Source organism: Piscinibacter lacus (assembly GCF_016735685.1).
Lineage (GTDB): Bacteria > Pseudomonadota > Gammaproteobacteria > Burkholderiales > Burkholderiaceae_C > Aquariibacter > Aquariibacter lacus.
In genome coordinates this window covers 2,013,206-2,026,939 of record NZ_JAERRA010000001.1, presented here as the reverse complement: position 1 = coordinate 2,026,939, position 13,734 = coordinate 2,013,206, and the positions used below count along the sequence as shown (strand labels likewise).

Annotated in this window: 15 protein-coding genes; 6 read left to right on the top strand and 9 right to left on the bottom strand. The window is 65.0% G+C overall.

Annotated features, from left to right (window positions below; all coding sequences use genetic code 11):
* Positions 1-9 precede the first annotated feature (9 nt).
* From JI742_RS09100 to JI742_RS09075, 6 genes are all read right to left on the bottom strand, one after another.
* On the bottom strand, positions 10-912 hold the full coding sequence (locus JI742_RS09100) for an SMP-30/gluconolactonase/LRE family protein (RefSeq protein ID WP_201825776.1): 903 nt from the start codon (positions 910-912) through the stop codon (positions 10-12).
* A gap of 89 nt (positions 913-1,001) precedes the next feature.
* Complete coding sequence (locus tag JI742_RS09095; protein WP_201826533.1) at positions 1,002-1,721, bottom strand: 16S rRNA pseudouridine(516) synthase; 720 nt, start codon at positions 1,719-1,721, stop codon at positions 1,002-1,004.
* A gap of 20 nt (positions 1,722-1,741) precedes the next feature.
* A complete protein-coding gene (locus JI742_RS09090; protein ID WP_201825774.1) occupies positions 1,742-2,770 on the bottom strand; it encodes an MBL fold metallo-hydrolase in 1,029 nt (342 codons plus the stop codon).
* Positions 2,757-3,755 (bottom strand): quinoprotein relay system zinc metallohydrolase 1, encoded by a 999-nt coding sequence (locus JI742_RS09085; RefSeq protein WP_201825772.1) that lies wholly within the window; start codon positions 3,753-3,755, stop codon positions 2,757-2,759. Before JI742_RS09085 ends, JI742_RS09090 begins: the two co-directional genes overlap by 14 nt.
* Complete coding sequence (locus JI742_RS09080; RefSeq protein WP_201825770.1) at positions 3,752-4,531, bottom strand: quinoprotein dehydrogenase-associated SoxYZ-like carrier; 780 nt, start codon at positions 4,529-4,531, stop codon at positions 3,752-3,754. The genes JI742_RS09085 and JI742_RS09080 overlap by 4 nt, the downstream gene beginning before the upstream one ends.
* Before the next feature lie 126 nt (positions 4,532-4,657).
* Positions 4,658-5,146, bottom strand: coding sequence for a YajQ family cyclic di-GMP-binding protein (locus JI742_RS09075; RefSeq protein WP_201825768.1), 489 nt, complete (start codon positions 5,144-5,146; stop codon positions 4,658-4,660).
* A gap of 96 nt (positions 5,147-5,242) precedes the next feature.
* Here JI742_RS09075 and murB point away from each other — a divergent pair, with 96 nt between their 5' ends.
* Positions 5,243-6,274, top strand: a complete 1,032-nt coding sequence (murB, locus tag JI742_RS09070; protein WP_201826531.1) for a UDP-N-acetylmuramate dehydrogenase — start codon at positions 5,243-5,245, stop codon at positions 6,272-6,274.
* Positions 6,275-6,419: 145 nt separating this feature from the next.
* Positions 6,420-6,815, top strand: a complete 396-nt coding sequence (locus JI742_RS09065) for a 4a-hydroxytetrahydrobiopterin dehydratase (protein ID WP_201825766.1) — start codon at positions 6,420-6,422, stop codon at positions 6,813-6,815.
* A gap of 30 nt (positions 6,816-6,845) precedes the next feature.
* Here the strand turns inward: JI742_RS09065 and JI742_RS09060 are convergent, their stop codons facing one another.
* The 3 genes from JI742_RS09060 to JI742_RS09050 all read right to left on the bottom strand — a co-directional run bounded on the left by JI742_RS09060 (position 6,846) and on the right by JI742_RS09050 (position 8,478).
* Positions 6,846-7,127 carry a type II toxin-antitoxin system RelE family toxin gene (locus JI742_RS09060; protein WP_201825764.1) on the bottom strand — a complete coding sequence of 94 codons (282 nt, stop codon included), beginning with the start codon at positions 7,125-7,127 and terminating at the stop codon, positions 6,846-6,848.
* Positions 7,117-7,371: a type II toxin-antitoxin system Phd/YefM family antitoxin gene (locus tag JI742_RS09055; protein ID WP_201825762.1), complete on the bottom strand. Its 255-nt coding sequence runs from the start codon at positions 7,369-7,371 to the stop codon at positions 7,117-7,119. The genes JI742_RS09060 and JI742_RS09055 overlap by 11 nt, the downstream gene beginning before the upstream one ends.
* A gap of 123 nt (positions 7,372-7,494) precedes the next feature.
* Positions 7,495-8,478, bottom strand: a complete 984-nt coding sequence (locus JI742_RS09050; protein ID WP_201825760.1) for an integron integrase — start codon at positions 8,476-8,478, stop codon at positions 7,495-7,497.
* A 508-nt stretch (positions 8,479-8,986) separates the two neighbouring features.
* Here JI742_RS09050 and JI742_RS09045 point away from each other — a divergent pair.
* From JI742_RS09045 to JI742_RS09030, 4 genes are all read left to right on the top strand, one after another.
* Positions 8,987-9,595, top strand: a complete 609-nt coding sequence (locus JI742_RS09045; protein WP_201825758.1) for a hypothetical protein — start codon at positions 8,987-8,989, stop codon at positions 9,593-9,595.
* 1,466 nt (positions 9,596-11,061) lie between these two features.
* On the top strand, positions 11,062-11,823 hold the full coding sequence (locus tag JI742_RS09040; protein WP_201825756.1) for a hypothetical protein: 762 nt from the start codon (positions 11,062-11,064) through the stop codon (positions 11,821-11,823).
* A 446-nt stretch (positions 11,824-12,269) separates the two neighbouring features.
* On the top strand, positions 12,270-12,665 hold the full coding sequence (locus tag JI742_RS09035) for a hypothetical protein (RefSeq protein ID WP_201825754.1): 396 nt from the start codon (positions 12,270-12,272) through the stop codon (positions 12,663-12,665).
* 247 nt (positions 12,666-12,912) lie between these two features.
* Positions 12,913-13,377, top strand: a complete 465-nt coding sequence (locus JI742_RS09030) for an SHOCT domain-containing protein (protein ID WP_201825752.1) — start codon at positions 12,913-12,915, stop codon at positions 13,375-13,377.
* The last annotated feature ends 357 nt before the right edge of the window (positions 13,378-13,734 follow it).

Sequence of the window (13,734 nt, the reverse complement as noted above, 5' to 3'; positions counted from 1 at the left end):
GCCCTGGCCTCACTTGGGCAGGTAGACCAGGCTGCCGGCCTTCATGTCGGGCACCAGGATGGTCTTGCCATCGGCGCTGAGCGTCAGGTCGGCCGAGGCCTGGAAGGCCTGCGGGTAGACCACGGGCTGCGCGCCGGCCCGCTTCAGGTCGAGCTTGAAGACCTTGCCGTTCTTCCAGTCGCTCAGGATGAGCAGGCCCTGCTTGTCCTGCGCCAGGCCGTCGCCGCCGCCGAAGCCGCTCGCCAGCTTGCTGAGCTGCGCGCCCTGCGACAGGTCCAGCCGCAGCAGCTCGCCCGTGCCGAAATCCAGCACCAGCAGGTGCCTGGGGTTGGCGCGGTCGAACAGCAGGCCGTTGGGGTTGCGGATGGCCGGGTTCTGCGCCTCGTTGATCAGCAGGCTGACCTCGCCCTCGGGCGTGATGCGGTAGATCGCCCCGCCGCCGCCGCCGCTGAGCAGCTCGCCGCTGTCGGACACATAGAGCATGCCCTCGGCATCGAAGACCAGGTCGTTGAGGAACTTGGGCGGCGTGGGGAAGGCATCGGCCGGCACGAAGCTGATCATCACGCCCTCGCGGTCCACCTTGAGGATGCGGTTCCTGTCGGCCACGTAGACGATGCCATTGCGCTCGGCCAGGCCCTTGGGGTCGTTCAGGCCCTGCTCGACCAGGGTCTGCAAGCTGCCGTCGGGCTGGACCAGGCTCAGGCGGCCGTCGCCATCCTGGCCGAAGCCGGCGATCTCCGAGACGACGAGGCGGCCGTCGCTGGTGAGCAGCACGCTCTCGGGCGTCTTCAGGCCGGTGACGGTGGGGGGCTCGGCCGCGCCGGCCAGGCCGCAAACCAGCAGGCCGGCGGCCAGCAGGGGGGCCAGGCGTGCCGGGGCGCGAGGGGCGAGGGTACGGTTGCGCAGGGTCATGGGGGGCTCCGGGGCGGGTCGATCGGGGGGGGTGGAAGGGCGGAAGGGGCGGCGGGGGCGGATGGGCCGTGGGGCGGGGCCGCTGGCCCTCATTCCCGGTGCAGCAGGGCGCTGCGCTCTTCGGCGCTGAGCCAGCGCCAGCGGCCGGGCGGCAGGGCCTCGGGATCGAGTGTGAGGCTGCCGAAGGCGCTGCGGTGCAGCCCGTTCACATGGTTGCCGACGGCGGCGATCATGCGCTTGACCTGGTGGTACTTGCCTTCGGTCAGCGTCAGGCGCAGCGCGCGCTCGGCCGTGGCCTCGCAGGCGGCGGCGCGCACCGGCTGCGGGTCGTCGTTCAGCACGACGCCGGCCCGCAGCTTGGCGAGCTGGGCCTCGGTGACGGACTCGGCGGTCTGCACCTCGTAGACCTTGGGCACATGGTGCTTGGGGTGGGTGACGCGGTGGATCAGCGCGCCGTCGTCGGTCAGCAGCAGCAGGCCGGTGGTGTCCTGGTCGAGCCGACCGATGGGCTGCACGCCGCCCTTGCTGCGGGTGCGCAGCGGCGGCGGCAGCAGGGTCAGCACGCCCGGCCAGGCCGAGGGGCGCTGCGAGCATTCGTAGCCGGCCGGCTTGTTCAGCATCAGCAGGGCCTGGGCGCGGTAGACCCAGTCCTGGCCCTCGACGCGGAAGGGCAGGTCGTCCTGGGCCAGCAGGATGTCGTCCTGCTCGACGACGGCGCCCTGGTGCTCGACGAAGCCGCCGTGGAGGAGCGCCTCGCAGTCGCGGCGGGTGCCGAAGCCCTGGCTGAACAGCAGTTGCGACCAGCGCATGCGGGTGCTTGGGGTAGGGCTCATGGGGGCGGATTGTCGAAGCTTGCGGCCTCGCGCTCGCGCCAGGCGCGTTGCCAGTTCAGCGCGTGGCGGCCATGGGTGGTCCAGGCGGCGGGCACGCCGGGCAGGGCGGTGGGGGGCGGCTCGGTGCCGGTGGCGCCGCGGGCCTGGGCGGCATCGACCGCTTCGCGCAGGCCGCGCCAGTAGGCGCGGGTCGCGTCGACTGCCTCGGGGCCGGCCAGCGGGCCTTGCTCGGGCACCAGGCGCCAGGTGCCGCCGCCGGGCGGCGCTTCGGCCAGCAGGGCTTGCAGGGCTTCGGTGCTGGGTTCGAGCGCGGCGAGGGTGGCATCGCGCAGCTCGGGCGCATCGGCGGTCCAGAGCAGGCCGGGCGCCCAGAGCAGGCCGGCAGCATCGAGCCGCCAGACAGTGACGGGCGTGGCTTCCCCACGGTCCAGCCGCCACCAGCGGAAGGGGCCGAGCTGGCCGGACGCACCCTGCACCGTGTCCGTCGGCAGGCGCAGGGCCTGCAGGCCGAGGCCCAGCTCGGCGCCGTGGCGGCCCAGTTGGGCGCGCAGCCGCGCGATGCAGCGCGGGCAGCGGGCCTGGAGCGTGGCCGCCACCTCGGCATGGGCCCAGATGCGGGCGCGCGGGAAGGCGCGGTTGCCCATCACATGCTCGGGCCGCGGCCAGGGGTTGATCAGGTCGGTCACGGGCTGGCCGGCCCGGGCTTCCAGCCGGCAGCGGATCGCGCGGCCCAGCCGCGGCGTGGCCCCGCTGCCCAGCAGCCACATGCGGTCGCCCTCGCGGTGGGCGACCAGGGGCTGCACCCGGCCGCGGTTGGCCGGGCTGATGTCGCCGGGCGTGCCCGGCATCAGCCAGGTGTCGGGGCCCAGGGCTTCAAGGGGGATGTCCGGCCCGGGGCAGTGCCGGGCCGGCGGGGCGGCGGGGGATGCATCGGCCCGCGCCGGCGCCGGGCCCGCCAGCAGCAGGCCGGCCAGCAGCGCCAGCAGGCGCCAGGCCGGCCCGCCTCGCGCCTCAGCGCGTGCCACCCAGCTCGGCCTGCTCGTAGCGCGGGTAGAGGTGCACGACATTGCGCACCCACTCGGTCTGGAAGGCCGCCCAGCCCTTGAACTCGACCGGCACGGGGCTGCGCAGCAGCTCGTTCATGTCCAGGCCGCTGCGGGCCGCGCGGCCAAGCTGGCCGTCCAGCCACTTCAGGTAGCGCTGGGTCTGGGCCAGGCCGCCGGCTTCGCCCAGGTTGCCGGCATGCACGGGGCCGTGGCTGGGCACCCACTGGCTGGCCTTCAGGCCGGCGAGCGTGTCCAGGCTCTTGAGCCAGGGGCCGACCTGGGCATGCGGCGTCGTCGGGATGCGGTTGGCAAAGACCAGGCCGCCGGCGAAGACCACGCCGCTGGCCTTGTCGATCAGCACCGCGTCGCTGGCGGTGTGGCCTTCGAGCAGGCGGATCTCGATCTCGCGCTGGCCGATCCGGCGCACGCCGGCTTCCAGCGGCGCATTGGGCAGCACCTCGGCCGCGGCCGTGCCCTTCATCCAGTCGCCGCAGAGGCGGTAGAGGTTGTCCTCATAGGCCTTGTACTCGGCCTGCATGCCGGCCTGGGTGGCGACGGTGGCGCGGCGCGGCACGTCGGCAAAGGCCTGGTTGCCGAGGAAGTAGTCCGGATGCAGGTTGAGGTGGATGACCTCGCGCACCGGCTCGGCCGTGGTGCGGGCAATCAGCGCGCGAAGCTGCTCGCCGTAAAGACGCGAGGTGCCGGTGTTGATCACCACCACGCCCTCGCCGGTGACGATGAAGCCGGTGTTGATGATGTTGCAGCCGTTGGCCGGGCTGAAGTCGGCATTGGCCCCCTCGACCACATACACACCCGGCGCCAGGGCGCGGGCCTGCAGGCCGTAGTCGAGCTTGGCCGGGTTGACGGTGGGGGTTGCGGCCGTGGCCAGCGGCAGGGCCGCGCCGAGCGCGGTGGCCAGCACGGCGCCGGCCAATGCGGCGAACAAGGGGGTGAGGCGCTTCATTCGATGCGGCTGCTGATGCGGTTGCCGTTGTTGTCGGTGCCCACCAGTTGCACGCCGCCCTGCGGCGCCTGGGCGAAGTCGAAGGAGAAGACCGGGTTCTCGCTGACCGGCTCGTAGGGCTGCAAGCGCAGCAGCTCGCGGCCGCTGCCGTCGCGCACGCTGAGCTTGTTCACATAGAAGGCCGGGATGCCGGCGACCAAGCCGGTGTCCATCGGGTGCATCAGCCGCACCCGCAGCCGCGAGCTGCTGCCCGGCTCGCTGAACAGCTTGCCCTGCACCTGGCCCAGGGTCTGCGACCAGGTGCCGTCCTTGCGGGTGGCGCCCGACACCGTGCAGCCGCCGCCGGCCGAATCAACCAACGCGCCGCCCACATGCCAGACGCCGTCCTTGGTGCGCACCGCCGCCCGCACCGGGCTGGCCTGTTCGAGCTTGAAGCGGAAGGACACCGCCGGCAGCGCGCCGCTGCCCGCCTGCGGATACAGCTCCAGCACCTTGCGGATGGGGTTGCGGTCGACGATGACGGTGATCTGCTCGATGTCGGCCAGGTCCTTGACCCGTACGGTCACGGGCACATTCATCGGGTCTTCGGCGAAGGCCGGCACCTGCACCTGCACGCGCTCGTCGAACACCACCCTGGCCTTGGCGCCGAAGTGCTCGCGGGCCAGATCGGGCCAGGCCAGCGAGCCGAAGGGATCGCCCTGGGCCGTGGCGGCGAAGCCCGCCGGGGCAAGCAAGGCAAGCCCGGGCAGGGCAAGGCAGATCAGACGACGGCGCATGGGCGACTCCGGAGCAAGCTGGATAAGCAACCGCTTATTGTCAACGGCGCCCCCCCAATCCTTACGACCTGGGACAAACCCCGGCGCTGTCCCATCCCGGGGCAGTCGGCCGGGGCGGGCGCGGCTTCAGTCGCGGAAGTTGTTGAAGCTCAGCGGCAGGTCGGCGATGTCCTTGCGGATCAGCGCCATCGCGGCCTGCAAGTCATCGCGCTTGGCGCCCTGCACCCGCACCGCATCGCCCTGGATGCTGCTGGTCACTTTCATCTTGCTGGCCTTGATCGCGGCGACGATCTTCTTGGCCGCCTCGGCTTCGATGCCGGCCTTCACGGTGATGAGCTGCTTGAGCTTGTCGCCGCCCATCTTCTCGGGCTTGGCGCTGCGGTCGAGGAAGCGCACGTCCACATTGCGCTTGGCCAGCTTGGCCAGCAGCACGTCGGTGATCTGCTCCAGTTGGAAGTCGCTGTCGCCGTGAAGGGTGATTTCCTTGTCCTTCTGCTCGATGCGGGCGCCAGTGCCCTTGAAGTCGAAGCGGTTGGCGATTTCCTTGGCGGTCTGGTCCACGGCATTGCGAACCTCGACGAGGTCGGGTTCAAGCACGGTGTCGAAGCTGGGCATGGTGGGGCGTGTCCTCGGGGCCGGGTCGGTCCCATCGGCGAAAATTCTCGCATGCACCCCTCTCCCCGCCCGGCCCAGGCCGCTGGCCCGGCGCCGCTGGCCGTCGAGCGCGACGTCAGCCTCAAGCCGCACAACAGCTTCGGCCTGCCCGCCCAGGCCCAGGCGCTCGTGCGCATCCGCAGCGAGGCCGAGGTGCGCCGCCTGCTGGGCGACCGCGAGCTGGGCACCCAGCCCAAGCTGGTGCTGGGCGGCGGCAGCAACCTGGTGCTGACCCGCGACGTGCAGGCCGTGGTGCTCAAGGTGGAAGTGCCCGGCTGCCGCGTGGTCGATGACGGCCCCGAAGCCACCGTGGTCGAGTTCGGCGCCGGCGAATCCTGGCACGGCGCCGTCGCCTGGAGCCTGGCCCAGGGCCTGCCCGGCCTGGAGAACCTGGCCCTCATCCCCGGCACCATGGGTGCCGCGCCGGTGCAGAACATCGGCGCCTACGGCCTGGAACTGGCCGACCGCTTCCACAGCCTGGACGCGGTGGACCTGATCACCGGCCGCACCGTGACGCTGGACGCCGCCGCCTGCCGCTTTGCCTACCGCGACAGCGTCTTCAAGCAGCACCCCCTGGACGGCGGCCTGGCCGGCAAAAGCCTCATCACCCGCGTGCGCCTGCGCCTGCCCAAGCCCTGGCAGCCCGTGCTGGGCTACCTGGACCTGGCGCGCCACTTCGCCGAAGCCGGAATCGCCCAGCCCACGCCGCAGCAGGTGTTCGATGCCGTCTGCGCCATCCGCCGCGCCAAGCTGCCCGACCCGGCCGTGGTCGGCAATGCCGGCAGCTTCTTCAAGAACCCCGTGGTCAGCGCCGAGCAGTGCCGCGACATCATCGGCCGCGACCCCCACCTGGTGCACTACCCCCTGCCCGACGGCCGCGTGAAACTGGCCGCCGGCTGGCTCATCGACGCCTGCGGCTGGAAGGGCAAGACGGTCGGCGGCGCCGGCGTCTACGAAAAGCAGGCCCTCGTCCTCGTCAACCGCGGCCAGGCCACCGGCGGCGAGGTGCTGATGCTGGCCCGCGCCATCCAGGAAAGCGTCTACGGCCGCTTCGGCATCCGGCTGGAGCCGGAACCCGTGGTGGTCTGAGAAGGCGTGGACGGACCCGCCCGGCCCGTCCCCGAGTGCCCGCGCTCGCCCGCGCTTGCCCCCGCACACCGGCCGGCCGGCCCCGCCGCGTAGAGTGTTCAGCCATGCCCCGCACACCGCAGGGCCAGCCCGCAAGGAGAACACCATGAGCGCCTGGCGCCGCAAAGGGACCGACGAGGTCTACACCGACGAGGAAATCAACGCCCGCCTGGCCGCCGAGCTGCCCGCCTGGCGCCTGCAGGACGGCGTGATCCGCCGCAGCTACAAGACCAGCGGCTGGAAAGCCACCCTCATGGTCGTCAACACCGTCGGCCACCTGGCCGAAGCCGCCTGGCACCACCCCGACCTGACCGTCAGCTACGCCTTCGTCACCGTCAAGCTCGTCAACCACGCCGCCAAGGGCGTGACCGACAAGGACTTCCAGCTCGCCCGCAAGATCGACGAGGTGCTGATGTGGCAGCCCGGCAAGGAAGAGGGCAGCGCGCTGGAAGGCACGCCGAATGACGATCCGCGGTTCAAGTATTTGAAGTACGACGCGTGAGGGCGCTGCCTCGGCCGGCCGGTGCCACCGTCACCGGCTGGCCGCGGCCCGGTACACCTCGTCGCGGTCCCGCCGGCCCACTGCCACCACGAGAACCGTCAGCACCTCGTCCTGAACCTCGTACACCAGCCTGTAGCCGGCGTCGCGTAGCTTGATCTTGTAGCGCCATCTCTGGCTGTGCAGCCGGGCCGATGGCACGTGCGGCATCTCCAGCCGCTCGACCAGCTTCTTTTTGAAGATGGCTCTCACCGAGCCGTCGAGCTTGTGCCACTCCGCCAGCGCCGCCGGCAGAAAAGCCAGCTCATAGCTCACGAATCGACACCTTGACGGGCGTCTCTCCGGCGGCCAGCCGCGCATCGGCCAAGGCGTTCAGCTCCATGTTCTCCAGGCGCTCCAGCAGGGCCTCGTAGGCTGCGGCGGGCACGCAATAGAAGCTGGGCTCGTTGCGATTCAGGATGGCCACCGGCCGACCCTCACCCGCGGCCACCGTGGCCATCGGGTTGCGCTTCAGTTCGGTGATGCTGGCCGTGGTGGAGGCCAAGATGAGGTGTGCCACGTCGAAAGCTCCATACTGCGAGTGCATGATCATAGCGCCTTGATTCGTGCCTTTAAAGGTGCCGATCCGAGCGCCTCTGCGGCAAGTCAGAGACTGGGCGGCTTGGTCAGTTTGCAAGGTGACTCAGCCGTAGCGGTCCAGCGGGCTCAGCACCCCGCGCCCGCCTCGGTTCAACACATGGGTGTAGATCATGGTCGTGCGCACGTCGGCATGGCCCAGCAGCTCCTGCACCGTGCGGATGTCAGCACCGGACTGAAGCAGGTGCGTCGCGAAGGCATGCCGCAGCCCGTGCGGTGAACAGGGTTTGGCCAGCCCCGCCGTGCGGGCCGCCTGCGCCACCGCGCGCTGGATCATCTGCTCGTGCTGATGGTGACGGCGCCGAACCCCGCTTCGTGGATCCGTGCTGAAGGTGGGGCTGGGAAACACCCACTGCCACCCCCACTGCCGTGCGGCTCCGGGGTTCTTCAGCGCGTAGGCATCGGGCAGGGCCACATCACCATGCCCGTCGGCCAGATCCTGCAGATGCAGGGCCTTCACCGCACTCAAATGCTGCTGCAAAGGCAGCAAAAGGTTTTCCGGCAGCACCGTCACCCGGTCCTTGTTGCCCTTGCCCTCGCGCACGATGATTTCCCGGCGGTCGAATTCAAGATCCTTCACCCGCAGCCGCAAACCCTCCAGCAGGCGCAGGCCCGCGCCATACAGCAGCGCTGCCACCAAACCCGGCACCCCGGACATGGCCGCCAACAAAGCCTGAACCTCGCGGGGCGTCAGCACCACGGGCAGGCGTTTCGGCACCCTGGCCGCTACCACATCGTCAAGCCAGGACAATTCCACCTGCAGCACCACACGATAGAGAAATAGCAGCGCCGAGCGCGCCTGGTTCTGCGTGGCCGCCGACACCCCGCGGTCGCTGGCCAGATGGCTCAGAAAAGCTTCTACCTCCGGCGACCCCATCGTGCCCGGGTGCCGCTTGTCGTGGAACAGGATGAAGCGCCGCACCCACTGCACATAGCTCTGCTCCGTGCGCAGGCTGTAATGCCGCAGCCGGACGGCCGCACGCAGCTGGTCCAGCAGCTTGGGCGGGCGGGGTGGGGCAATAGCGTCCATGGCTACGTCATTGGGCCGTCTAACGCGCAGGCTGGCACCCCTCGGAAGAGGGTGTGGAGCAGTTCTTTGAGAGGAGAGACGAAGCGTGTACCCTGCAACCTAGTCGTGGATTAGACGGCAGCAGTCGTGCTGTCGCGCTGAAGCCCATTACACGTTCTTCGAGCATGGTTGCTCGGCACACTCCGGCAAGGAATTTGCAGATGTGGGCAGGTTTATACAGCGCCAAAAATCTGCTAGCTTGCGCTGCGTTGCAGGCATGCACGCACAAGCGAGCTTGAGCGGTCAAGCCATCAACGCAGCGTGACCCTGACAGCATCAATTGACGGCCAGTGGGGATCTGTTGAATCTGAACAGTGAGGCTGGCGGGCTGGCCCGCAACCAAGCACGTAGAACATGCCGCTGCACTGGACAGCCTGCGGCTGCCAGTGAGCTATTACGTTAGGCATCAAAAATGCCGAAATCATCCCTCCACTTCTAAACCGGAGACGTGCTGAAAGCCCGACAGACTATGGCTGACTTCTTCTTTTTCTCCGTCCTTGCTCAAGGTATCTTGATCGGATTCCTTTGCGCTTATGTCGCTGGCCAGAAGAATCGGGGCCGTGGAAACTGGTTCATTCTTGGATTCCTTTTTAGCGTGTTGGCGTTGATCGCGCTTGCCGCCATTCCGTCACTACCGCCACTTTCGACGAAGGGGCCCTGGCCCGCTCCACAAGTTCATGCTGGCAAGTCGACGTTTCTCGGAGTGTGTGATTTGGCAAGCGACGAATACAAGATCTGGCTGACCGATCACTATGGAATCACGAAGAACGACGCACTGAACGGCATTGTCTGCGACAAGCGGATCTTTCCGACTATCGACTCTGCGCTTGCGCACGCTCATTCGCTCTACGCCAGTGAGCTGGCCGTATTGAAGAGTAAAGAGCCTCCAACGACGGGAATTGATGGCGCCGTGTTTTGGCTTAGGTCGAATGGCTTTGTTGCCGATAGTTTAGGCGAGGAGAAGTGGATGGTCGCTAGCCGGGCAAAGAGAGTTATTGTCTACCCGAGCTCAAATGCAGAGCTGATCAGATTCGCGCAGGAGAGATCTGGACGATCCTTCGGTTTAGGTGATGCCTAACCACTCGCTCAAGCTGACCCGCTACGGCATGCGTTGCTTGGCCGCTCCAGGGCAGGTGTGCTATTTTCCTTCCGCGGCCAAGCAACGCATGCCTCCGCGGTCAGCTTAGCTCGAACGTTAGGCCTCGCAGTCAACCCGCATTGTTCTCCGCGCGAAGTTGTCCAAACACGCTATGTGGCACATGGAGTCAGCATGACGAGTCATCAGAGAGAGTTTGTTTCCCGAATGCGATTCGACCCAGCACCTGCGGGGTTCCCCGGTAGCACGCAATTTGTCTCTTGGTGTTCTCGCTTTCTCACACTGGCAATTGCATCGCTGGCACCGGTCTTGGCTCTGGCACAAGCGGTAGGCACAGGAACCTTGCAGGACATACCCGAAGAACTGAGAAGTAGGATCGGGAGACAGTCGTCCACAACCCTCCTGTACAACGTGACAGGTACTGAGCGATTCGGCGGTCAGATCCTCGAGGCAGACGAACTCGTCCTTGCGGCGGGCTCCACTCTTGAACTTGCCGGACGCACACTCCCCTGGGTTGCGATTCATGTCAGACGCATCCGAATCGTTGACCCAACTTCAATCGCGACAATTCGTTGGGCGAGAGCACAACCAGCCAGCGCCGGGTCAGCGGGTGCCGCTGGCGCTCAAGGTGCGGCAGGCGAGCGGAGAGGTCGTCACGGCGTGCGGGGCCAGCACGGCCTTGATGGACAAACGGGTGGTTCTGGCCAGCCCGGACAGCAGCCCCCGCCTCTCTACCTCATTGCCGACGAAGTGATCTTCCCAGGCCCGACCGCGGCGCCGAGGTTGAGCATCGACGCAAGCGGCTCCGCCGGCGGCCAAGGAGGAGTCGGTGGTCGAGGAGGGGATGGTGGCTCGGGTGGTCAGGGACTCAGAGGCGCCAGCGGCCCAGTCGACTGCAGGCGCGGTCCCGGAAGGAGTGCGGCTGGCGGCAATGCCGGCAAAGGTGGACGCGGCGGCACCGGAGGCTCAGGTGGCGACGGCGGCGATGTCATCTTTGTTGGTACAGCACCAGCCATTTCTACGCTCAGCTATTCCTCAGTCTCGAACAATGGCGGAGCGGGTGGTCTTGGAGGGGCTCCTGGAGCAGCGGGTCGAGGTGGTAGAGGCGGGAGCCAGGTTCCAGGAACTGGTCACTGCGGAGGCTCAAGATCCGGGAGCGCGGGTAGGGAGCCGAATCCACCTTCCCTAGGCGAAGGCAACCCCGGCGGCAATGGAGCACAAGGCCGAACTCTCGCAATCACTGTCACTCGCACGTATCAGTAGAGAGAGTCGGTCGAACAGCGGCCCGGCGAGGCCTAACCCCTCGCTCAACCGGACCCGCTACGGCAAGCGCCGTAAGCCTGGTCCGCGGCACTCGGTGCATCATCGCGAACCAGGCTTACGGCGCTTGCCTCCGCAGGCCGGTTAGCTCGAACGTTAGGCTCTACTAGCAATTGGACAACGAAAACATGTCAACGACCGAATTTAGTTCCGAGGCTTTTGCGAGCGCCATTCGAGCAGGAAATTGCAGAGATGCAGTAGCATCAATCATGGGGCAAAATCCGATCGGCATCAATCGGTCAAAGCAACTCTTAATTGAATTCAACAAGCTTGACCCCTCGGATCAAGAAGCGATATTGGATTGGTCTCAGCTGCCTCCGGAGCGGTTGCCAATAAAGGATCAACGATGGTATGTTGAAGTAATTGCACGCCATGAAATGGCTCATATCGTCGTGGCCAAGGCTATGGGCTTCAGCACTGGTGAAGCCACTCTCGTTTTGCACAGTCCAGATGGCTCACACCAAGGAACTTCGCTCATTCACTTGGAGCATTCGACGCCCTTACTTCAGGATGTATCCACGTATCTCGAGCGCCGAATAGTTATTTTGCTCGCGGGCTACTTGGCTGAGCCGGAAGAAGCTCATGAGCGCACAAGCTACGCGCATGACCTAATTAGAAAAAAAATCACGGAATCAGATTTGCAAAAGGCGCTTGAGCTGATACGCCTAAAACTAAACATTGAGGGAAGCTCTCAGCCAAACGCGGTCGAAGGCGCCCTGCACTCATTGGTGAAACAAGCCTCGTCAATCGTTGAGGCAAACTTTGGCGTCATCTCATCCTTAGCCCAGAAATTTGCTGCGCGGATTGATTTCTACGAACAGCGCATTGGTTGGGACGGGCACGAAATTGATGTGCAGCCTGAGATCCAAAATATCGTATTGTGGCCGTGACCAGCCGGAAGTCTGGGTGCATTTTCAATGAACAGCAAGACACAATTGCAGGCCATGCAAACCAAATTACCCTTCCACTCCGCGCACCAGCCTAACTGTCGGTTCAACGCGGACGCCAACATAGGCCATGCCTTCGGCATTTTCATGGCCTATGTTGGTGCCCTCCAGCCTTCGGCTTCCGGCGCCGGTTAACCTGGGCGTTAGGCGTCACCAAAATGCCCACTCGCATCGCCCCTCTCGTACTGCGCGACAGTGCAGCCAAGACCATTCTTGAAACGAAGTGGCCTCGCCGAACCAACACCTGGCCTATACCAGCGTACAGCGGCTACTGGGTCAGGGCGTGCCCATCAAACGCACCGCAGCCATATATCCATCCCGCCGGCGCGGGAATCTTGCATACGAATCCGGATGGAATGTACTTGTTTGCTCACATTCCGAGTGGCTTTGTGGACGTCATCGCCATTGAGGTCTGCCGAACCAACCAAAATTTCAACGACAAACGTTCGCGCTACCAACCCGCAGCGGGAAACGTGAATGTCACACTTCCGCTAGCCTGGCTCAACTCAAACGTCACTATTCAAAAGGGTCGCGTGGAGCGCTATTGGAAGGCCTCACGATGGTTTAACACTGCGCCCGTGGCGGATGTTCGCCTCACAATCCGCCACCTTCGCGCACTCTTTGTTCTCACTGACACGGACTACGCGAATTTCGGCGCGAATCACCTCCCCGCCGGACATGAGTACTTCTGCCGCCATCGTGATCTTAGCCAGATTACTCATCAAGATATGCAGCGGTTCGTGAAGGGCATGGCGCTTATGAACCACTTCAAGCGCCGCCCCTGAGCAAGCGTGTGACGCCTAACCCCTCGCTCAAGCTGACCCGAACCTTGTTTTACTTTAGTGGACACTCCAACCTAACCGCAGGAGTGTTTGATGGAAAAGCCGGTTCCGCAGGTCGTCGAGTCAGCGCAGTCGAACCCCGCCGGCCCCCGATGCAGCCAGACTAAAGTGATTGGGTTTAGCGGTATGTGTGCGCGGTGTGAAGTTATGAAGTTTCTTTTTTCAACAGTTAGCGTGGGGTCATTGGCTCATGGACATACTAATTGGGTTAATTTTTGTTTGGGGTCTGCTTTGCTGGGCTGTCGGCTATGCGGCGGAGTCAAGGGGGCGGAGCTTTATTGCGTTTTTCATTTTATCTCTTGTCACGTCTCCGGTCTTGGGTCTCATTGTGCTTCTGATAATGAAGGACATTAAAGCAGAGGAGCAGAGAGACAAGGCCCGGCTTGATGCGTTAGCCGAACGAGATTTGGCTCGTCGGGAGGAGCATGAGAAACAGATTGAGGCGCTTCGTGCAATCACCGTAGCGGTTGCTCCTAAAGCAACCGCTTTTTCTGACGCTGCGTCTGCTACGTCGATTGCTGATGAGCTCACCAAGCTCGCTCGTTTGGTCGAGGTTGGTTTGCTTACCCCCGAAGAGTTTTCTGCGCAGAAGGCTGCGCTTCTGAATGGATCCCTTCATAAGGATCGGCCTCGCGATTTAACTGGCGCTAGCTGAGTCATTGCCGAGAGTCATTTGTTGATTTTCCCTTGGATCGGATATTTCAGCTAATCAACATGATTTTGACCGATATGTGAGCTCTACTGATGGTGCATGGCCGCATGATGGATTTAAACCGGATACGATAAATTTTCACGGTGCATTCACTTCGTGGCTCCTCGTTTTATTTAATTTTCTGGTAGTCCGCCCTTGCGCGTGTTTGCGTACCGCTGCGACAGAAAGTTGCTCTCGGGTCAAGGGTGCTGTGCTGAATCTGACCGCACCAGACACGTTTGCTGGTTGATTGGCGGGTACAAGACCGTGACTCCATCCAACTGCGCCAGAAGACTGCGGTACTATTTCCTCCCCCATTCA